General features: G+C 61.2%; 17 protein-coding genes and 1 tRNA gene. 7 read left to right on the top strand and 11 right to left on the bottom strand.

What is annotated here, in order from left to right:
* Positions 1-61: 61 nt before the first annotated feature.
* Positions 62-952, bottom strand: coding sequence for a helix-turn-helix domain-containing protein (locus ACZ5BO_RS29390; protein WP_025131820.1), 891 nt, complete (start codon positions 950-952; stop codon positions 62-64).
* 192 nt (positions 953-1,144) lie between these two features.
* On the opposite strand from ACZ5BO_RS29390, the gene pobA reads away from it, so the two are divergent.
* Positions 1,145-2,332 carry a 4-hydroxybenzoate 3-monooxygenase gene (pobA, locus tag ACZ5BO_RS29385; protein ID WP_025131821.1) on the top strand — a complete coding sequence of 396 codons (1,188 nt, stop codon included), beginning with the start codon at positions 1,145-1,147 and terminating at the stop codon, positions 2,330-2,332.
* Between the two features lie 186 nt (positions 2,333-2,518).
* Positions 2,519-4,573, top strand: a complete 2,055-nt coding sequence (locus ACZ5BO_RS29380) for a TonB-dependent receptor domain-containing protein (protein ID WP_025131822.1) — start codon at positions 2,519-2,521, stop codon at positions 4,571-4,573.
* Between the two features lie 145 nt (positions 4,574-4,718).
* On the opposite strand, the gene ACZ5BO_RS29375 is transcribed toward ACZ5BO_RS29380, so the two are convergent.
* The 10 genes from ACZ5BO_RS29375 to ACZ5BO_RS29330 all read right to left on the bottom strand — a co-directional run bounded on the left by ACZ5BO_RS29375 (position 4,719) and on the right by ACZ5BO_RS29330 (position 14,587).
* On the bottom strand, positions 4,719-6,002 hold the full coding sequence (locus ACZ5BO_RS29375; protein ID WP_464697219.1) for an OprO/OprP family phosphate-selective porin: 1,284 nt from the start codon (positions 6,000-6,002) through the stop codon (positions 4,719-4,721).
* A gap of 407 nt (positions 6,003-6,409) precedes the next feature.
* A complete protein-coding gene (locus ACZ5BO_RS29370) occupies positions 6,410-7,339 on the bottom strand; it encodes a LysR family transcriptional regulator (RefSeq protein WP_464697218.1) in 930 nt (309 codons plus the stop codon).
* Positions 7,340-7,669: 330 nt separating this feature from the next.
* The gene (ychF, locus tag ACZ5BO_RS29365) at positions 7,670-8,770 is read right to left on the bottom strand and encodes a redox-regulated ATPase YchF (protein ID WP_025131825.1); all 1,101 of its coding nucleotides are present in this window, start codon (positions 8,768-8,770) and stop codon (positions 7,670-7,672) included.
* Positions 8,771-8,793: 23 nt separating this feature from the next.
* Complete coding sequence (pth, locus tag ACZ5BO_RS29360; protein WP_025131826.1) at positions 8,794-9,378, bottom strand: aminoacyl-tRNA hydrolase; 585 nt, start codon at positions 9,376-9,378, stop codon at positions 8,794-8,796.
* Between the two features lie 168 nt (positions 9,379-9,546).
* Positions 9,547-10,149 carry a 50S ribosomal protein L25/general stress protein Ctc gene (locus ACZ5BO_RS29355; RefSeq protein ID WP_025131827.1) on the bottom strand — a complete coding sequence of 201 codons (603 nt, stop codon included), beginning with the start codon at positions 10,147-10,149 and terminating at the stop codon, positions 9,547-9,549.
* A gap of 138 nt (positions 10,150-10,287) precedes the next feature.
* The gene (locus ACZ5BO_RS29350) at positions 10,288-11,229 is read right to left on the bottom strand and encodes a ribose-phosphate pyrophosphokinase (RefSeq protein ID WP_003171603.1); all 942 of its coding nucleotides are present in this window, start codon (positions 11,227-11,229) and stop codon (positions 10,288-10,290) included.
* A gap of 47 nt (positions 11,230-11,276) precedes the next feature.
* Positions 11,277-11,351, bottom strand: a tRNA-Gln gene (locus tag ACZ5BO_RS29345).
* A gap of 36 nt (positions 11,352-11,387) precedes the next feature.
* A complete protein-coding gene (gene ispE / locus ACZ5BO_RS29340) occupies positions 11,388-12,239 on the bottom strand; it encodes a 4-(cytidine 5'-diphospho)-2-C-methyl-D-erythritol kinase (protein WP_464697216.1) in 852 nt (283 codons plus the stop codon).
* 1 nt (position 12,240) lies between these two features.
* Positions 12,241-12,858, bottom strand: a complete 618-nt coding sequence (gene lolB / locus ACZ5BO_RS29335) for a lipoprotein insertase outer membrane protein LolB (protein WP_025131829.1) — start codon at positions 12,856-12,858, stop codon at positions 12,241-12,243.
* A 4-nt stretch (positions 12,859-12,862) separates the two neighbouring features.
* Positions 12,863-14,587: a tetratricopeptide repeat protein gene (locus tag ACZ5BO_RS29330; RefSeq protein ID WP_464697215.1), complete on the bottom strand. Its 1,725-nt coding sequence runs from the start codon at positions 14,585-14,587 to the stop codon at positions 12,863-12,865.
* Positions 14,588-14,934: 347 nt separating this feature from the next.
* Here ACZ5BO_RS29330 and hemA point away from each other — a divergent pair, with 347 nt between their 5' ends.
* From hemA to murI, 5 genes are read left to right on the top strand one after another with little or no spacing between them, the layout of a single operon-like run.
* Positions 14,935-16,209, top strand: coding sequence for a glutamyl-tRNA reductase (gene hemA, locus ACZ5BO_RS29325; RefSeq protein WP_025131831.1), 1,275 nt, complete (start codon positions 14,935-14,937; stop codon positions 16,207-16,209).
* Complete coding sequence (prfA, locus tag ACZ5BO_RS29320; protein ID WP_025131832.1) at positions 16,209-17,291, top strand: peptide chain release factor 1; 1,083 nt, start codon at positions 16,209-16,211, stop codon at positions 17,289-17,291. Before hemA ends, prfA begins: the two co-directional genes overlap by 1 nt.
* Complete coding sequence (gene prmC / locus ACZ5BO_RS29315) at positions 17,292-18,122, top strand: peptide chain release factor N(5)-glutamine methyltransferase (RefSeq protein ID WP_025131833.1); 831 nt, start codon at positions 17,292-17,294, stop codon at positions 18,120-18,122.
* Entirely contained in the window at positions 18,116-18,871 is a 756-nt protein-coding gene (locus tag ACZ5BO_RS29310; protein WP_025131834.1) for a molybdopterin-synthase adenylyltransferase MoeB, read from the top strand. The genes prmC and ACZ5BO_RS29310 overlap by 7 nt, the downstream gene beginning before the upstream one ends.
* Positions 18,864-19,655, top strand: coding sequence for a glutamate racemase (gene murI, locus ACZ5BO_RS29305; protein ID WP_464697214.1), 792 nt, complete (start codon positions 18,864-18,866; stop codon positions 19,653-19,655). Before ACZ5BO_RS29310 ends, murI begins: the two co-directional genes overlap by 8 nt.
* Positions 19,656-19,767 lie beyond the last annotated feature (112 nt).

The following is a 19,767-nucleotide window of genomic DNA, read 5'->3' as shown; positions in this document are numbered from 1 at the left end:
ACGGCATCGGCAAGAAAAACGCCCGAGGTCCAAGCCTCGGGCGTTTTGTTTCTGGGGCTCTTCAGGGCACTTGCTGATCCTGACCGGCCGCCTGGCGAAAGGCGTTGGGCGACTGGCCAGCCAGGCGCTTGAAGAAGCGCGAGAAATAGGTCGGATCGCTGAAGCCCAGGTTGTCGGACAGCTGGCTGATGCTGATGTTGGTGTAGATCAGGCCGCGCTTGGCCTCCAGCATCAGGCGCTGGTGGATGATCTGCAGCGCGGTTTGCCCGGCCAGTTCCCGGCACAGGGTGTTGAGGTGCACGCTGGACAGGCCGATCCGGTGGGCCAGGGATTCCACGCTGGGGTGCTCCTGGTAGTGCTGCTCCACCAGCTTGATGAAGTGCCCCAGCAGGTGCTGATTACGTTCGCTGCGGTTGCCGGGCACGCTGTTCTGCTGGCCACGGCGACTGATCCATACCATCAGCACATTGACCAGCGAATGCAGGAGCAGGTCGCGGGCCGAGGCGCTGCCTTCGTACTCATGCAGCAGGGCTTTGAACAGGGTGTTGAGGGTGTTGCGGTCACGGCCCACCGGGTAGTAGCCGGAGGCGGCGAGTACGGTCAGGGGGGCGCCCAGCTGCGCTTCCAGTTGGGTCACCAGTGGAGCGCCGAGGGTCAGCACGTAGCCTTCGATGTTCTCGGAAAACTGAAAGCCGTGGACCATCAGCGGCGGCACGACCTGGATCGCCGCTTCACGCACTTCCTGGCGCCGTCCTTCGACCTCCACCAGCGCCTGGCCCCGCTGCACATACAGCAACTGGTAGAGGTCGGCGTGGCGGTGGGGCTTGATCTCCCAGTGGTGCAGGCTGCTGCGCTTGGGGATCGATTCGCAGTGCAGCAGGTCCGGTGTCGGCCAGGCCTGGTTTTCGCCATAGAGCTTGAACACGGGGATGCTGGAGAGCTTGGCTTTCATGGGGCGTGCCCTGGCGGATCTGCATGGCTGGAATGATCGATAATCGAACGCTGTTTTCAAAAGTGCATTTTTACAGCGGCTAATCACCATTTATTCAGGTTTTTGTCGGCAAAAATGCAGGGGTACAACAATAACCATAAATTCCAGCCTTCGCCCAGCGGGCGACTGGAATGCCCTTGTGAGACGACAACAATGAAAACTCAGGTTGCGATTATCGGCGCCGGGCCTTCGGGCCTGCTTCTTGGCCAACTGCTGCACAAGGCCGGCATCCAGACAGTGATTGTCGAACGCCAGACCGCAGATTATGTCCTCGGACGGATCCGGGCCGGGGTGCTGGAACAAGGCACCGTGGACATGCTGCGCGAGGCCGGGGTGGCCCAGCGCATGGATGCCGAAGGCCTGGTTCACGAAGGGGTCGAGTTGTTGATGGGCGGTAAGCGCGTGCGCATCGACCTCAAGGCCCTGACCGGCGGCAAGACGGTGATGGTCTATGGTCAGACCGAAGTCACCCGCGACCTGATGCAAGCCCGTGCCGCCAGTGGCGCGCCGATCATCTACTCGGCGGACAATGTACAGCCCCATGGCATGCAGGACGGGCAGCCCTACCTCACCTATGAGAAAGACGGCCAGCAGCACCGTATCGACTGCGACTACATCGCCGGCTGCGACGGTTTTCATGGGGTGGCGCGCAAGAGTATTCCCGAGGCGGTGCTCACCCACTATGAACGCGAGTACCCGTTCGGCTGGCTGGGGCTGCTGTCCGATACCCCGCCGGTCAACCATGAGTTGATCTACGGCCAGCATGAGCGCGGTTTCGTGCTTTGCAGCCAGCGCTCCCTGACCCGCAGCCGGTATTACCTGCAAGTGCCGCTGACCGACAAGGTCGAGGACTGGTCCGACCAGCGCTTCTGGAGCGAGCTTGCCAAGCGCCTGCCACAGGAGGTGGCGGAGCAACTGGTGCAGGGGCCGTCTCTGGAGAAGAGCATCGCGCCGCTGCGCAGCTATGTGGTGGAGCCGATGCAGTACGGCAAGCTGTTCCTGGTGGGCGACGCCGCTCATATCGTGCCGCCCACTGGGGCCAAGGGCCTGAACCTGGCGGCTTCCGACGTGTGCTACCTGTACCGCATCCTGGTCAAGGTCTATCAGGAAGGGCGCACCGACCTGCTGGAAAAATACTCGGAGCTGGCCTTGCGCCGAGTGTGGAAGGGCGAGCGTTTCAGCTGGTTCATGACCAACCTGCTGCACGATTTCGGTGAGCATCAGGACGCCTGGGATCACAAGATGCAGCAGGCCGATCGCGAGTATTTCCTCAACTCCCACGCAGGCCTGGTGAACATCGCCGAGAACTATGTGGGCCTGCCTTACGAAGAAGTCTGCTGAATTGAAAGCGCCGAAACCGTCCCCGGGCAGGGGCGGTCTCGGCGTATTCGGCTGCGGATCTGTCACTGGAGAGACTGTATCGGCTTTGTAATATTTATATTTCTAAATGCTAATCATTAGCATTACACTTCGATCCCCTCCCTTTTGCACCTTATGGGTGCATGGAATCGACAAGGATCGTTTGTAATGAAAGTCAGTTCCTGCCTGTTCAATTCCCTTTTGCTCAGTGCCGGCGTCAGCCTGGCCGCTCCGGCGTTGTACGCCAGTGAGGCCGACGATGCTGCCAACCCGCCGCCACTGGAATTGGATACCGCCTTCGTCACTGCCACCGGGGGCGCCACTGACCTCAAGGATGCCCCGGCCAGCGTCAGCGTCATCACCCGCGAGGAAATCGAGCGCCAGCCGGTCTACGACCTCAACACCCTGTTGCGTCGGGTGCCCGGGGTGACCGGTGGTTTCGGCCCGGTGGGCGAGCAGTCGAAGATCAAGCTGCGGGGGTTGGATGACAAGTACACATTGATCCTGGTGGACGGCAAGCGTGTCGGCAGTTCCGGAGACCTGAGCTATCGTCGCGACCTGGCGCGCCAGGATTTGAACTGGATCTCGCCGAACATGATCGAGCGCATCGAGATTGTGCGCGGGCCGATGTCTTCGCTCTACGGTTCGGACGCCATGGGCGGGGTGATCAATATCATTACCCGCAAGGTGTCGCGGACCTGGAGCGGTTCGGCCAGCACCAACATCACCGTGCCCAAGGACTCCGATCGTGGCCAGACCACCCAGTACAGCCTCAATGCTTCCGGCCCGCTGACCGATTCCCTGGGGTTGCGCCTGGGGGCCAACGTAACCCGTCGGGCGGCGGACGAAGTGGAAGCGCGTCGTGACGCCGACGGCGAGTTCATGTACGGCGATGGCGCCGGTGGGGCCAAGGACCAGAGTGTGAACGCCTTGCTCGACTGGCAGATCAACGAAGCGCAGAGCCTGTCATTCGAGGCGGTGCACGGAGTGGAGCGTTCCTGGTCGTCGAAGAAGACCTTTGGTGACTGGGGCGACACCGTTGGCGGGGCCTTCGGTCCGAGCCGCCTGACTCGTGACAGCTACATCCTGTCCCATGTTGGGGATTGGGGCTTTGGCACCTCAAAGCTCGACGCTTACCTGAACAAGTACCGCAACGACATTGATTGGGGCAAAGCCAATTCCGAGGAGAAAATTGTCGAGGGCAGCCTCAATATGCCGTTCGAGCTGCTGCTGGATCAACGGGTGACCGTGGGCGGGCAATGGAAGCGTGAAGAACTGACCAACACCGATACTCTGGGCACGGTGCCGGTGGATTATCAGGGGGCGGCGATCAACGGCTCGACGTTGAAAGGTGATGTCTCGGCAGCTTTCATCGAGGATGAACTGTTCCTGCTGGACAACCTGTCCCTGACCCTGGGCAACCGCTTCGACCACAGCGACAAGTACGGCAATCACAACAGCCCACGGGCCTATGTGGTCTACCACCCGCACCCCGACTGGACGGTGCGTGGCGGTGTTTCCAAGGGGTTCCGGGCGCCGAGCCTGAAGGAGGGCAGTGCGGGTGCGGCGACCGAGTCCGGTGGCCGTGGCTGTGGTTCGTTGCGCCCATTGGGTTATGTCACCGGCAGTTGCTGGATGGCCGGCAACCCTAACCTGACGCCGGAAACCAGCACCAACAAGGAAGTCGGCGTGTCCTTCGAGCATGACGGTTGGGAAGCGGCGCTGACCTACTTCCACACCGACTTCACCGACAAGATCGAGTACGGTCCGCTGGGTCAATATCAGGGTCGCTGGTGGACCATGCTGGAAAACGTCGACAAGGCCCGTACCCGAGGCTGGGAGGGCACCACCCGGGTGCCGTTTGGCGAGTCCTTGTCCTGGCGCACCAATGCCACCTACATGCTCGAGAGCAAGAACCTGTCCACCGGCGAAGAGTTGATCAATGCGCCCAAACTATCGTTGTTCAGTGCCCTGGACTGGCAGGTCAATGACCGCTTGAGCAGTGAGTTGTCGGCGCAGCACGTCGGCAAGCAGCGAGGGATCGGCAATGATTTTGTCCAGTCCTACACCACCTACGACCTGACCGCGAACCTGGCGCTGACCCAGTGGCTGACCCTCAACGGTGGGGTGCAGAACCTGCTGGACAAGGACCTGCGGGACGGATCGACCACCTTCTACGTGCCGGGACGGGCGTTCTTCGCCGGAGCGACCACCTACTTCTGAGGTGGGCCAGGACCCCGTTGCCAGGCAACGGGGTTGAAGGTGCGACGAATGGAAACTTGAGGCCCCCGCGGGCTGGTTTGCAAGAGCTCCAGAGGGGCCTCCTGTGACAGTGCGTCGTCTTGCTGGCGACGCAGCGACGAGGTCGCTAGAACACGTATTGCATGCGCATCACCAGGCCCTGCCCGGAGTCGTCACCGACTGCGTTGCTGATGTTGTCGGTGTTCGCCCTGATGTAGTTGGCGCTGAGTTTCAGGGCTTCGTTGGCGTACCAGTTGACCCCCAGGGTGTGGGTCTTGCCCTCGGCGTCACCCACCTGGCGCAACGCGCTGCTGGCTACCAGATTGTCGTCCTCGACCTGCATGGCGTCATAGCGATAGAACAGCTCCCAGGCGCCGAGCGTTTTGTTCTGGGGCTTGATCGTGTCGAACTTGGCGCCATCGAGTTTGTAGATCCGCGGCTCGCCGGTGAGGGTATAGGCCAGTTGGGTGTAATAGCCCGAGGCCTTGAGGTCATTGGCGGCGCTATCGGCCTTGAGGGTACGCCGCAGGTATTCGGCCTGGATGGAAAACGCCTGGATCGCCCAGGCGCCCTCCAGTCCCCAGACCGAATCGTCTTTCCACAACCCGGACTGGGCAGTGGCTCCGCCGAATACACCACGGTTACCGTTGCTGCCGGCACTGTTGCCGCCATTGGTCTCGACGCCACGCACGCCCATGCGTGAGCGGATGCGGGTATCGACGGCGCTGTCCTTGAGATCCCGGTAAGCGTATTGCAGCCCCAGGTGCAGGACGTTACCCGGCGCGTGCCAGGGTGCGAAGACGCCACGCAGGTTGTAGCGCTTGACGCTGTCGCCATCGGTGTCGTTGTTGTTCTCGCTGAACACGCTGGCGGACAGATAGGCCAGGTTGCCCACCACGCTGTTGGCCTGCACGCCCATGCCGCTGTTGTCATTCACCCATTCGGCAGTGTCATAGGAGAGGTTGCGCTCCAGCGCCGTCACCCACTTGGAACTGGTGGCCTTTTCCAGGCCGAAATCGGTGTAGAAGCGGCCGATCTTCAGGTTCAGCGGATTGAAGCCGGTGTAGGTCACGGCCGCTTCGTCGAAATAGCCGGTGCTGTCATTGCCGACGTTGCGTGAGAGGTCGTAGTTGATCTGGTATTTCCAGTCTCGGTAGGCGGTGCCGCCGAACTCCAGGTAGGCGCGGCGAAAGTAGGCGGCGTCCGCAGTATCGCCATTGTGCGTGTAGTAGCCATCGAAGCGGCCGTAGTCCGCCTGCAGGCGCCCACCCAGCTTGAAGCTGAAGGCTTGGTCGGTGGTGGCCACTTCAAGGCCGCCCTTGGTTTTCAAGACAATGTCCGCCCCGTCGGTGGTGACTGTGCCGGCATGGCTGGTGAGGGGCATGGCCACGCTCAGCAGGCTGAAAAGCATTGCGCAGCCCTGTGGGGCCCTGGTTGTTCTGACCGACATACTGCTCTCCTGTCCGTTTCTCGTTATGTCTTGGGTGGCCGTGCCTGCAGGTGTGCAGGCCGGCTGGGCGGATAGTTGTCAGGGCACATGAAGGTTTTTGTTCATTCTGATTACGGTTTTATTGCAGCGGCCCGTGAACCCTCTCGGGACCTTGGCCGGCCCAGGATTTTCAAGGGGTGCAGCGCTCCAGGCCGGCGCCGGGCAGGGCAGGGGAAATATGTCGGGAACATGAAGGAAAAAAATAACGGCTGCTGTATCCGGGCTCTTTCAAGATGAATCTGCAACACCAGACTCCTGCTCTCACGCCGTATCAAGAGGCTGATACGGCATGGGAGCAGGCATCTTTCGTGGCATCAGGCGTGGAGGGCTCAGCTGTTTTGGGGGGTAAACCACTCGCTGCGACTGGCAAAGGCGTGTTGAATCAGCGCCACCAGCACCTTGACCTCTGCGCGCTCGGCGGCTTGGGCATGGGTACTGAGCCAAGCGTACTGCTGCATGCTGGCATCGAACAGCTGCGGCAGAGGAACCAGGGTCTTGTCCAACTGGGCGATGTAATCGGGCAGCAAGCCGATGCAGGCACTGTTCCTGATCAGCTCCAGGGCCAGTTGCGGATCACTGGTCTGTGCCACGCCGTTTGCCCTGCGACGTATCAGCCGGTTCCAGGGTTCGAGGGCGGGCATGCCCATGTGGCTGCTGACCTGGACCAGCATGTAGTCATCCAGCTGTTCCATGCGTCGGGGCATCGCCGGCTTGGCGACATAGCGCTTGGCAACATGGGCCGAATAGCGGATTCGGGTCAGGCAGATCGGCTGGGTGGTGGCGAAGCCGGGATCCGGTCGGGGGCTTCCCGGATCGGCCAGCCACAGCATGATGTCGGCCTTGGCCGAGGGCACGCCATGCAGGGCAATCAGCTCCAGTCGTGAGGCCGCATTGCGCCGCAGAAAGGCAATCAGGTCCCTTGCGAGGATGTCTCGCAACAATATGTCCGCCACCGCAATCACCACTCCCTGGCGGGTGCTGTCGGCCCTGGCAGGCAGCAACTCCTCCTGGCGACTGGCGAGCGCTGCCTGCAATCGCTTGCCCACCAGGGTCAGGCTCAGGCTGTTGTCCTGGTAGAGAAACAGAGGCGTACCGATACGCTGTTCCAGCGCCAGCAGTTTCTTACGCAGGACCGATGCACTGATGTTCAGGCTGCGAGCCGCTTGTTTGAACGACGCACAACGTGCACTGGCGAGGAAGTATTGAGCAGAACGGCTGTCCAGCGACTGGGCATGGATGAGCGGTTGTTCATCTGGCATGCAAAGACCCTAAGCGTCTTTGCTGTCGCGATGGATCGCGGTGACTTGAGGCCTCATGTACGCACCCTGAACTGATATTCGGGCACAAGGATACGTAACGCTGCCTTTCACCAGCATCGCAGGCAAATTACTTATCTGTTATGTCGCCTTGAGTGCCGGCCCGCTTTCAGTCGGGCGCTGCAGTAAAGGCGTGCTTGCTCTTGTCTTGGCGAGATGGGGCGCAGGCTGCCCTTGAAAAACATGTGGCCGTGAAAAACAGAACCCCCGTGCATCCTGATGATGCACGGGGGTTCTGGTGTCCGTTGTGGTTCGGGTCGAACCGACAGCGGGTTAGACGTTGAAGCGGAAGTGCATCACGTCGCCATCCTTGACGATGTATTCCTTGCCTTCCAGGCGCCATTTACCGGCTTCCTTGGCACCGGCTTCACCCTTGAACTGGATGAAGTCGTCGTAGGCAATGACTTCGGCGCGAATGAAGCCTTTCTCGAAGTCGGTGTGGATCACCGCAGCAGCCTGTGGCGCGGTGGCGCCGACGCGTACGGTCCAGGCGCGTACTTCCTTCACGCCGGCGGTGAAGTAGGTCTGCAGGTTGAGCATTTCGTAACCGGCGCGGATTACCCGGTTCAAGCCAGGCTCTTCCAGGCCCAGGGCCTCGAGGAACATGTCTTTCTCTTCACCGTCATCGAGCTCGGCGATTTCCGCTTCGATCTTGTTGCACACCGGCACCACGATCGCGCCTTCTTCGTCGGCGATGGCCTTGACCACGTCCAGCAGCGGGTTGTTCTCGAAACCGTCTTCAGCGACGTTGGCGATGTACATCACCGGCTTGGTGGTCAGCAGGTGGAAGCCGCGGATGATCAGCTTCTCGTCGCTGCTCATGTCCTTCATCAGGCTGCGAGCCGGCTTGCCTTCGGTGAAGTGGGCAATCAGCTGTTCCAGCAGGGCCTTCTGGGCCACGGCATCCTTGTCACCGCCCTTGGCGTTGCGCGCGACTTTCTGCAGTTGCTTCTCGCAGCTGTCGAGGTCGGCGAAGATCAGCTCCAGGTCGATGATCTCGATGTCGCGCTTGGGGTCGACGCTGTTGGACACGTGGATCACGTTGTCGTCTTCGAAGCAGCGGACCACGTGGGCAATGGCATCGGTTTCGCGGATGTTGGCCAGGAACTTGTTGCCCAGGCCTTCACCTTTCGAGGCACCAGCCACCAGGCCGGCGATGTCGACGAACTCCATGGTGGTGGGCAGCACGCGTTCCGGCACCACGATCGCCGCCAGGGCGTCCAGGCGTGGATCGGGCATTGGCACGATACCGCTGTTGGGCTCGATGGTGCAGAAGGGGAAGTTCTCGGCCGCGATCCCGGACTTGGTCAGGGCGTTGAACAGGGTGGACTTGCCGACGTTAGGCAGGCCGACGATGCCGCAATTGAATCCCATGGTGTATTCCCCGAGGAGTAGAGTCAGGCCTTCTGGCTGTGCAGGTTTTTCATCGCACGGTTCCATTCCCCGGCGAGGATATCCGGCAGCACGCCGAGGGCAAAATCGATGCTGGCATCGAGTTTTTCCTGTTCGGCGCGTGGCGCACGACCCAGGACAAAGTTTGAAACCATACTGGCAACACCCGGGTGGCCAATGCCGAGCCGCAGGCGGTGAAAGGTATTCTGGTTGCCGAGCTGCGCGATGATGTCCCGCAGTCCGTTGTGCCCGCCATGGCCGCCGCCGGTCTTGAGCTTGGCGACGCCGGGTGGCAGGTCGAGTTCGTCGTGGGCCACCAGGATCTCTTCCGGCTTGATGCGGAAGAAGCCGGCAAGCGCCGCCACGGCCTGGCCGCTGCGGTTCATGTAGGTGGTGGGAATCAACAGACGAATGTCCTGACCCTGGTGACTGAAGCGCCCGGTCAGGCCGAAATATTTGCGATCGGCGACAAGGTTGATCCCTTGTTTCTCGGCGATGCGCTCAACAAAAAGGGCCCCTGCGTTATGCCGGGTCTGTTCGTATTCGGTGCCTGGATTACCCAGGCCAACGATCAGTTTGATGGCAGTCACGATAGGGGCCCTTCTGTGGAGTGGTGGAAAACATCGCCGCGATCAGGCTGCGGCGAAAGTGGACGACAAAGCTGGGTTACCTTGCGGCAAACCTCGCGTTCTCGCCCGCTTTCTCGCTACGTTCCAGTCCGCGATGTATTCCGCTCACTCCGGCGTCAGAGTGAATAATTACTCTGCAGCGCCTTCTTCTGCGGCGTCTTGAGCAACACGTGGAGCGTAGACGTTGGCTACTGCCAGGTCGTTGCCGTGTGCCAGAGCGACGAACTCAACGCCTTTAGGGGCCTTGAGGTTGGACAGGTGAATGACGGTGCCGATGTCGGTCTCAGCCATGTCGACTTCGATGAACTCAGGCAGGTCTTTCGGCAGGCAGGATACTTCGATCTCGGTGGTAGCGCGGAAGATCTCGCCGCCTTTCTTGATCGGTGCTGCTTCGTTGATCAGGTGCACTGGAACCATGGCGGTCAGTTTCTGACCGGCAACCACGCGAACGAAGTCAGCGTGCATCACGTGGCCTTTGGCCGGGTGACGTTGCAGGGCCTTGATCACGACGTTCTGCTTGGTGCCACCAACGTTCAGTTCGATGATGTGGCTGTAGGCAGCTTCGTTTTCCAGCAGCTTGGCCACTTCTTTGGCCAGCATGCTGATGGATTCAGGGGCTTTGTCGCCACCGTAAACTACAGCTGGAACCAGGCTCGCGATACGACGCAGGCGGCGGCTCGCACCTTTCCCCAGGTCGGAACGCACTTCAGCATTCAGAGTAAAATCGTTCATGTTGTATCTCCAAAATAACCACACTCGCCCTAGCGTTTGCGACCAGCGCTAAAGGCGATATGGGCAAAAAAGCCCCGTCCCAACACAGGTTGGGACGGGGCGCTTTTCGTCATCGGGATGTTTTGCCAGGGCTAGCCCTTAGCGGAACATCGCGCTGATCGATTCTTCATTGCTGATGCGGCGAACCGCTTCGGCAACTACCGGTGCGATATCCAGTTGGCGGATACGCGCACAGGCTTGTGCTGCAGCGGACAGCGGGATGGTGTTGGTCACCACCAGCTCGTCCAGCACGGAATTTTCAATGTTCTCGATCGCCCGACCCGACAGCACAGGGTGTGTGCAGTAGGCGAAGACCTTGGCTGCACCATGCTCTTTCAGGGCCTTGGCCGCGTGGCACAAAGTGCCGGCGGTATCGACCATGTCGTCGACCAGAATGCAGGTGCGTCCTTCGACGTCGCCGATGATATGCATCACTTCGGAGTGATTGGCTTTCTCACGACGCTTGTCGATGATCCCCAGATCCACGCCCAGGGACTTGGCCACGGCACGTGCACGCACGACGCCGCCAATATCCGGGGACACGATCATCAGGTTTTCGAAACGCTGGTCTTCGATGTCATCCACCAGAACCGGGGAGCCGTAGATGTTATCTACCGGAATATCGAAGAAACCCTGAATCTGGTCAGCATGCAGATCAACCGTGAGAACACGGTCGATGCCGACTACGGTAAGCATGTCAGCGACGACTTTCGCGCTGATAGCCACACGTGCGGAACGCGGACGGCGATCCTGACGGGCATAACCAAAGTAAGGAATAACAGCAGTGATACGAGTCGCTGAGGAGCGGCGGAAGGCATCAGCCATCACGACGAGTTCCATCAGGTTATCGTTGGTCGGAGCACAAGTCGGCTGAATAATGAAGACGTCTTTACCGCGGACATTTTCATTGATCTCGGCAGTAATCTCGCCGTCGGAAAATTTTCCAACAGAGATGTCACCGAGAGGGATATGCAGCTGACGTACGACACGCCGAGCCAGATCGGGGTTAGCGTTCCCCGTAAAGACCATCATCTTGGACACGCGCAGTACCTGAAGGCTGAGGGTATACCTGGATGAGTATAGGAAAATGGCAGGGGCGGCTGGATTCGAACCAACGCATGGCAGGATCAAAACCTGCTGCCTTACCGCTTGGCGACGCCCCTGTATCTGTTGCTTCGAGTACCTGGTACCCGGTTCCTTTAGAGCAGACTTTGCAGCTTGCGGTGCAACATCGAAACGTTGCTGCCTTTGGCGACAAACCCTGTAAGGGTCTCTGTAAGAAGGGCCGAGACTTTATCAGCTTCAGCTTTGCTTGGGAAGCCCCCAAACACACAACTTCCAGTTCCAGTCAGTTTTGCTTCGGTAAATTTACCTAACAAATTCAATGCGTTACGTACTTCTGGATAACGCCTTGTGACTACCGGAAGGCAGTCGTTTCTGCTGTTTCCCTTGGGAACGGGGCGCACTTTAATGGGCGCAGTGTCACGTGTCAACAGCGGATCGGAAAAAATTTCTGCTGTACTAACAGACACTTGCGGGACCAGTACCAGATACCAGGGTTCTTCGGGATATTCAGGGGTGAGTATTTCCCCGACACCTTCGGCGAACGCCGCATGCCCACGGACGAAAACCGGAACGTCGGCGCCCAGGGTCAGACCCAGCACGGCCAGCCGATCTTCATCCCAGCCCAGTTGCCAGAGATGATTGAGCCCCAGCAGGGTGGTGGCCGCGTTGGAACTGCCGCCGCCGATACCGCCGCCCATGGGCAGGATCTTGTCGATCCAGATATCGATGCCCTGGCTGCAGCCGGACTCTTGCTGGAGTTTTTTGGCTGCCTTGACGATCAGGTTGCTGTCGTGAGGCACGCCTTCGAACTCGGTGTGCAGTTGGATCACGCCGTCATCGCGAAGGGCAAAGGTGATCTCGTCGCCGTAATCGAGGAACTGAAAGAGGGTCTGCAGTTGGTGATAACCGTCTTCACGGCGACCGAGGATGTGCAGCATCAGGTTGAGCTTGGCCGGGGAGGGCAAGCTCAGGCGGGGTGCGCTCATGTCATTGCCCCAGCTTGCGTGGCAGCCATTCCTTGATCACCAGGGTGACGTCAAGGTCGTTGCCATGCAGTTTGATGCGTTCCGGCAGCCAGTAGCCGTTCTGCTGGGTATAGCTGGTGTACTCCACCAACCAACCGTCCTGCTCCAGGCTTGCCAGGTGACTGTCGCCGTCCAGGGTCAGGCGGCTCTTGCTGTTGGGGGCGGGCAGGCCGCGGACCCACCAGGCCAGATGCGACACCGGCAGTTTCCAGCCCAGCTGTTCTTCCAGCAGGATTTCCGGGCTGGCGGCTTCATAACGGCCCTGATTGGCCACTTCCAGGCTGACCTGGCCAGGACGCCCGGTCAGGCGTGCGGCGCCACGGCCCAGGGGGCCGGACAGGCGAATGTCGTAATAGTCCTGGCGTTGCAGCCAGAACAGGGTGCCGCTGCCGGAGTCCTTGGGCGCGCGGATGCCGATCTTGCCGTTGATCTGCCAGCCGTCAAGGCCGCTCAACTGGTCTTTGTGCAGGCGCCATTGCGCCGGGCTGCCCTGGCCCTGGACGGACTCGCGGGCGCCAAAGCCGGCGCAGCCGGCGAGCAGGGCGATGAAACTGAAAACGATAAGGTGGCGCAAAAACATAATCTTAAAGAGTCTCTGATCCGGTCAGGCGTTTGATGGTGTCACGCAGCACGGGGCTGTCTGGCTGGTCCTTGATGAACTTGCTCCAGATCTGCTTCGCTTCGCGTTGCTTGTCGTTATGCCACAGCACTTCACCCAGGTGCGCCGCGACCTCCTGGTCGGGAAAACGCTCCAGGGCCTGGCGCAGCAGGCGTTCAGCCTCGTCGAGGTTGCCAAGGCGGAAGTTCACCCAGCCCAGGCTGTCGAGTACTGCCGGGTCTTCCGGCGTCAGCTGATGCGCCTGTTCGATCAGCGCCTTGGCCTCGGCGTAGCGTGTGGTCCGATCTGACAGCGTGTAGCCCAGGGCGTTCAGCGCCATGGCGTTGTCCGGTTCGCGCTGGATGATCAGGCGCAGGTCTTTTTCCATCTGTGCCAGGTCATTGCGTTTTTCCGCCTGCATGGCGCGGGTGTAGAGCAGGTTCATGTCGTCGGGGTATTGCTGCAGGGCCTGCTGGATGACTTTCCAGGCGCGCTCCCCCTGATTATTCGCCGACAGGGTCTCGACTTCGATCAGGTACAGCTGGATGGCGTAGTCGGGCTGGGCATCACGTGCTGCCACCAGGCGCTTCTGGGCCTCGTCGGTGCGCCCGTTGTTCATCAGGATATCGGCCTGGCGCAGTTGCGCCGGCAGGTAATCGTTACCCGGGCCGACCTGGGCGTATTCGATCAGCGCCCCTTGCGGGTCGTTGAGTTCTTCGGCGATGCGGCCCAGGTTCAGGTGTGCCGAGTCTTCGTGGCTTTCCCGGGCGATCAGGTCTTCCAGGTAGCCCTTGGCTTCCTGCCAGGCCTTGGCTTCCAGGCATACCAGGGCCAGGGAATAACGCAGTTCGTCGTCTTCCGGGTACTGCTGGACCAGGCTGGAGAACTGAGTCTTGGCGTCTTCCATGCGGTCCTGTTCCACCAGCATGCGGGCGTAGGTCAGGCGTAGGCGCTTGTCATCCGGGTACTTGCGAATGCTTTTTTCCAGCAGCGGCAAGGCCTCCTTGCCCCGGTTCAGGCTTTGCAGCAGGCGCGCGCGCAACAGCAGGGGCGCGATTTCGCCGTCTTCCGGCGGGTTCTGCTCGAGCAGGGTCAGGGCTTCCTTGGCGTCGCCGTCCTGTTGCATCAACAGGGCCTTGCCGAAGATCAGCTGGCTGTTGTGCGGGTGTTTCTGCAGCAGGCGGTCGAAGCTTTTCATCAGGCCATTGCGGGTGTCCTGGTCGGTGTCGGCGGCCGACAGCGCGAGAAAGTCGAAATGGGTATCGCCTTTGCCCTGCAGGACTTTCTCCATATAGAGCATGGAATCGTCATAGCGTCCGGCGCGGGCCAGCTGGATCGCGGCCGCCCGTTGCGCTTCGAGATCGTCGGGGGCGTTCTTGGCCCAGATCAGCGAGGTGTCCAGGGCCGCCTGATCGGCGCCCAGGTATTCGGCAATGCGAAAGGCTCGCTCGGAGATGCCCGGGTCCTGGGTGTTGATGGCCTGGGTCACGTAGTTGTCCAGGGCAATGTCGAAACGATTGCGCTGGCCCGCCAGTTCGGCGCTCAGCAGGCTGAAGATGGTGTCTTCGCTGAACGAGGAATAGACCTTGGGCTTTTCAGGGGCGGGAGTGCTGTCTTCCACCGGCGACGGAGCGTCCGATGAAACGGTGGCCAGGGACTGGCAGCCGCTGAGGAAGACAAAGGCGAGGAGCAACGCGGAAGATCTATTCATATAGGAAGAGGGCGACTAACCTGCGGTCGGATCATCATGACACAAGCCTTCGGCCAAACATAACCGAGACTCAACGGGATGCCAGAACAGAGGCAGTCTATTAGTTTCTGCGCGAAAACTGCCTGCGCTTCGACCATGCTGCGCGCTGGGCGGCCTTGGCGCTACGCAGAAACAGGCTCGGAATGCTCATTTAGGCCCCTAAACTCCGCTTCCTTGCCTGTTTTCGCCTTGCCTGATCTTCGCTCGGCGAGTTTTGGCACAAAACTAGGACAATAGTCGGCGGGAGTTGTTCTGCGTCGGTCGAAGTAGGACAATTGCCGGCTTCTCGACATCATCAGCGACCTTGAATGGCCTTCCTTGCACTCGGTATTAACCACAAGACTGCTTCTGTAGACGTCCGCGAGCGCGTGGCCTTTACCCCTGAGCAGCTGGTTGAGGCCTTGCAGCAGCTCTGCCGACTCACCGACAGCCGCGAAGCTGCGATCCTCTCCACCTGCAATCGCAGTGAGCTCTATATAGAACAGGATCATCTTTCTGCGGATGTGGTGCTGCGCTGGCTGGCGGAATATCACCATCTGAGCCTGGACGAGCTGCGCGCCAGTGCCTATGTGCATGAAGATGATGCGGCAGTTCGTCACATGATGCGGGTCGCCTCGGGGCTCGATTCCCTGGTGCTGGGCGAGCCACAGATCCTTGGGCAGATGAAATCCGCCTACGCTGTGGCCCGTGAGGCCGGCACCGTCGGCCCGCTGCTGGGCCGGCTGTTCCAGGCGACCTTCAGTGCCGCCAAGCAAGTGCGCACTGACACGGCCATCGGCGAGAACCCGGTCTCCGTGGCCTTCGCCGCGGTGAGCCTGGCGAAACAGATCTTCAGCGATCTGCAGCGCAGCCAGGCGTTGCTGATCGGTGCGGGCGAGACCATTACCCTGGTCGCCCGGCACCTGCATGACCTGGGCGTGAAACGTATCGTGGTAGCCAACCGCACCCTGGAACGGGCCAGCCTCCTGGCCGAACAGTTCGGTGCCCACGCGGTGTTGTTGTCGGAGATTCCCCAGGAGCTGGTGCACAGCGATATCGTCATCAGCTCGACGGCCAGCCAGCTACCTATTCTCGGGAAGGGTGCCGTGGAAAGTGCCTTGAAGTTGCGCAAGCACAAGCCGATTTTCATGGTGGATATCGCCGTTCCCCGGGATATCGAGCCCGAAGTCGGCGAGTTGGACGACGTTTATCTCTACACCGTCGACGACCTGCACGAAGTGGTCGCGGAAAACCTCAAGAGCCGCCAGGGCGCGGCCCAGGCGGCCGAGGAGCTGGTGAACATCGGCGCCGAAGACTTCATGGTGCGCCTGCGGGAACTGGCGGCGGTGGACGTGCTCAAGGCCTATCGCCAGCAGAGCGAACGCCTGCGCGACGAAGAGTTGCAGAAGGCCCTGCGCATGCTGGCCAACGGCAGTGGTGCCGAGGACGTGCTGGCCCAACTGGCCCGCGGCCTGACCAATAAATTGCTGCATGCGCCGAGCGTGCAGCTGAAAAAGTTGTCTGCCGAAGGCCGCCTCGATGCGCTGGCCATGGCCCAAGAACTCTTTGCCCTCGGTGAGGGCTCTTCGGATAAAACCCCGTAATGAAAGCGTCACTGCTCAATAAGCTGGATATTCTCCAGGACCGCTTCGAGGAATTGACCGCCTTGCTCGGTGATGGCGAAGTCATCGCCGATCAGGCCAAGTTCCGCGCCTATTCCAAGGAGTACGCGGAAGTCGAGCCGATCGTGGCTTCCTATCAACAAGTGCTCAAGGTCCAGGCGGACCTCGAAGGCGCCCAGGCCCTGCTCAAGGACAGCGACCCGGACCTGCGGGAAATGGCTGCCGAGGAAGTGCGCGAGGCCAAGGAACAACTGGCCGAGCTGGAAAGCCGCCTGCAGCGCATGCTGCTGCCCAAGGACCCGAACGATGGGCGCAACGTGTTCCTGGAAATCCGTGCCGGCACCGGCGGTGATGAGGCGGCGATCTTCTCCGGCGACCTGTTCCGCATGTACTCGCGCTATGCCGAGCGACGTGGCTGGCGGCTGGAGATCCTCTCGGAGAACGAGGGCGAGCACGGCGGCTATAAAGAAGTCATTGCCCGGGTCGAAGGCGAAAACGTCTACGGCAAGCTGAAGTTCGAGTCCGGTGCGCACCGCGTGCAGCGGGTGCCGGCTACCGAATCCCAGGGGCGGATCCACACCTCGGCCTGCACCGTGGCGGTGCTGCCGGAGCCGGACGAGCAGGAAGCCATCGAGATCAACCCGGCCGACCTGCGCATCGACACCTATCGCTCCTCCGGGGCCGGCGGCCAGCACGTCAACAAGACCGATTCGGCGATCCGCATCACCCACATTCCTTCGGGCATCGTGGTGGAATGCCAGGAAGAGCGCTCCCAGCACAAGAACCGGGCCCGGGCCATGTCCTGGCTATCGGCCAAGCTCAACGACCAGCAGACCAGCGCCGCGGCCAATGCCATCGCCAGCGAGCGCAAGCTGCTGGTGGGCTCGGGGGACCGTTCCGAGCGCATTCGCACTTACAACTTTCCGCAGGGACGTGTCACTGATCACCGGGTCAACCTGACCCTCTACTCCCTGGACGAGATCCTTGCCGGGGGCGTGGATGCGGTGATCGAACCGCTGTTGGCGGAATATCAGGCCGATCAACTTGCGGCATTGGGTGAGTAAATGACCATTATTGCCAGCCTGCTGCGCGCCGCCCAACTGCCCGATTCGCCCACCCCGCGACTGGATGCCGAACTGCTTCTGGCCGCGGCGCTGGGCAAGCCTCGCAGTTTTCTCCACACCTGGCCGGAGCGCATCGTGCCCAGCGAGGCCGCGCTGCTGTTTGCCGACTACCTGCAACGGCGTCGCGCCGGCGAGCCGGTGGCCTATATCCTGGGCCAGCAGGGTTTCTGGAAGCTCGACCTGGAAGTGGCGCCCCACACACTGATCCCCCGTCCGGACACCGAGTTGCTGGTGGAGGCGGCCCTTGAACTGTTGCCGGCCACCCCAGCCAAGGTGCTCGACCTGGGCACCGGCAGCGGTGCCATCGCCCTGGCCCTGGCCAGCGAGCGTCCGGCCTGGAAGGTCACGGCGCTGGACCGGGTGCTGGAAGCCGTGGCCCTGGCCGAGCGCAATCGTCAGCGTCTGCAACTGGACAACGTCACGGTGCTCAGCAGCCACTGGTTCAGCTCCATCGAGTCCCAGCGCTTCAACTTGATCATCAGCAACCCGCCGTACATTGCCGAGGCCGATCCTCACCTGGTGGCCGGTGATGTGCGTTTCGAGCCGGAAAGCGCCCTGGTGGCCGGCAAGGATGGCCTGGATGACCTGCGCTTGATCGTCGCCCAGGCCCCGCAACACCTGGAAGCCGGTGGTTGGCTGATGCTGGAACACGGCTACGACCAGGCCGCGGCGGTCCGCCAATTGCTGGCCGCCCAGGGCTTCATCGAAGTCCACAGCCGGGTCGACCTCGGCGGGCATGAGCGCATCAGCCTCGGATGCCTGCCGTGCTGACCGATCAGGAGCTGTTGCGCTATAGCCGACAGATTCTGTTGCAGCACGTCGATATCGACGGTCAGTTGCGCCTCAAGCAGAGCCGGGTACTGATCGTCGGCCTGGGTGGCCTGGGGGCGCCTGCGGCCCTGTACCTGGCGGCGGCCGGTGTCGGTGAGCTGCACCTGGCGGATTTCGACAGCGTGGACCTGACTAACCTGCAGCGTCAGATCATCCACGACAGCCACAGCGTCGGGGTCGGCAAAGTGGATTCGGCCATCAGCCGCCTGTCTGCCCTGAACCCGGAAATCCACTTGGTGCCCCATCGTCAGGCACTGGATGTCGACAGCCTGGCCGCTGCGGTGATCGCGGTGGACCTGGTGCTCGATTGCTCTGACAACTTCAGCACCCGCGAGGCGGTGAATGCCGCTTGCGTGGCGGCCGGCAAGCCCTTGGTCAGTGGTGCGGCGATTCGCCTCGAAGGGCAGTTGTCGGTGTTCGACCCGCGACGCCCGGAAAGCCCTTGCTATCACTGCCTGTACGGGCACGGCAGCGAGGCGGAACTGAGCTGCAGTGAAGCCGGGGTGCTCGGCCCGCTGGTGGGCACCGTGGGCAGCCTGCAGGCATTGGAAGCCCTGAAGTTGCTAGCCGGGTTTGGTGAGCCTCTGGTGGGCCGACTGTTATTGATCGACGCTCTGGGGACGCGCTTTCGTGAGCTGCGCGTCAAGCGTGACCCCGGTTGCCGTGTCTGCGGAGTTCATCATGAGTGAAGCGCCCATTGCGGTGTTCGATTCCGGTGTTGGTGGCCTGTCGGTGCTGGCGGAAATACAGCAACGGCTTCCCAACGAATCGCTGCTGTACTTTGGCGATTGCGGGTATATCCCCTATGGCGAAAAGACCCCGGAGTTCATTCGCCAGCGCTGTGCCCTGATGGCGCAGTACTTTCGCGAACAGGGCGCCAAGGCCCTGGTCCTGGCCTGCAATACCGCCACCGTGGCCGGAGTGGCCGACTTGCGCCGGGATTACCCGGACTGGCCCATCGTCGGCATGGAGCCTGCGGTCAAGCCCGCGGCAGCTGCAACCCGCAGCGGTGTGGTCGGGGTGCTGGCCACCACCGGCACCTTGCAGAGCGCCAAGTTCGCCGCCTTGCTGGATCGTTTTGCCGCTGACGTGAAAGTCGTCACCCAGCCCTGCCCGGGCCTGGTGGAGATGATCGAGAACGGTGATCTGCACAGCGCCGCTGTGCGCCAGATGCTGCAGGGTTATGTGGCACCGTTGCTGGCCGCGGACTGCGACACCATCATTCTGGGATGCACCCACTATCCATTTCTCAAGCCGCTGCTGGCGCAGATATTGCCCGGACACATCAGCCTGATCGACACCGGGGCCGCCGTGGCCCGTCAGTTGCAGCGCCTGCTGGGCGAAGGCGATCTGCTCGCTCGGGGGCCGGCACAGGAAACCCGGTTCTGGACCAGCGGCGATGTAACGCACTTCGCCAAGGTCCTGCCAGTACTGTGGAAAGAGTCCGGCAGGGTCCAGTCTTTCGAATTGTGAAAAAAACGTGAAATACCCGCTGCTGGCGCTGAACTTCCGAGCGGGCCCGGACTTCTATAACCAAGTCACGAGGTTGTACAAAAGCATACAAGACCGTTCAAAAAGGATTTTC

This window comes from Pseudomonas sp. FFPRI_1 (assembly GCF_055384485.1).
The sequence above is the reverse complement of the archived record's forward strand: the minus strand, read 5'-3'. Positions and strand labels throughout refer to the sequence as shown.

Bases quoted from the DNA above. Each gene is read 5' to 3' on its own strand.
- ACZ5BO_RS29390 (WP_025131820.1), bottom strand. From the start codon at position 952: ATGAAAGCCAAGCTCTCCAGCATCCCCGTGTTCAAGCTCTATGGCGAA.
- pobA (WP_025131821.1), top strand. From the start codon at position 1,145: ATGAAAACTCAGGTTGCGATTATCGGCGCCGGGCCTTCGGGCCTGCTT.
- ACZ5BO_RS29380 (WP_025131822.1), top strand. From the start codon at position 2,519: ATGAAAGTCAGTTCCTGCCTGTTCAATTCCCTTTTGCTCAGTGCCGGC.
- ACZ5BO_RS29375 (WP_464697219.1), bottom strand. From the start codon at position 6,002: ATGCTTTTCAGCCTGCTGAGCGTGGCCATGCCCCTCACCAGCCATGCC.
- ACZ5BO_RS29370 (WP_464697218.1), bottom strand. From the start codon at position 7,339: ATGCCAGATGAACAACCGCTCATCCATGCCCAGTCGCTGGACAGCCGT.
- ychF (WP_025131825.1), bottom strand. From the start codon at position 8,770: ATGGGATTCAATTGCGGCATCGTCGGCCTGCCTAACGTCGGCAAGTCC.
- ACZ5BO_RS29355 (WP_025131827.1), bottom strand. From the start codon at position 10,149: ATGAACGATTTTACTCTGAATGCTGAAGTGCGTTCCGACCTGGGGAAA.
- ispE (WP_464697216.1), bottom strand. From the start codon at position 12,239: ATGAGCGCACCCCGCCTGAGCTTGCCCTCCCCGGCCAAGCTCAACCTG.
- lolB (WP_025131829.1), bottom strand. From the start codon at position 12,858: ATGTTTTTGCGCCACCTTATCGTTTTCAGTTTCATCGCCCTGCTCGCC.
- ACZ5BO_RS29330 (WP_464697215.1), bottom strand. From the start codon at position 14,587: ATGAATAGATCTTCCGCGTTGCTCCTCGCCTTTGTCTTCCTCAGCGGC.
- hemA (WP_025131831.1), top strand. From the start codon at position 14,935: ATGGCCTTCCTTGCACTCGGTATTAACCACAAGACTGCTTCTGTAGAC.
- prfA (WP_025131832.1), top strand. From the start codon at position 16,209: ATGAAAGCGTCACTGCTCAATAAGCTGGATATTCTCCAGGACCGCTTC.
- prmC (WP_025131833.1), top strand. From the start codon at position 17,292: ATGACCATTATTGCCAGCCTGCTGCGCGCCGCCCAACTGCCCGATTCG.
- murI (WP_464697214.1), top strand. From the start codon at position 18,864: ATGAGTGAAGCGCCCATTGCGGTGTTCGATTCCGGTGTTGGTGGCCTG.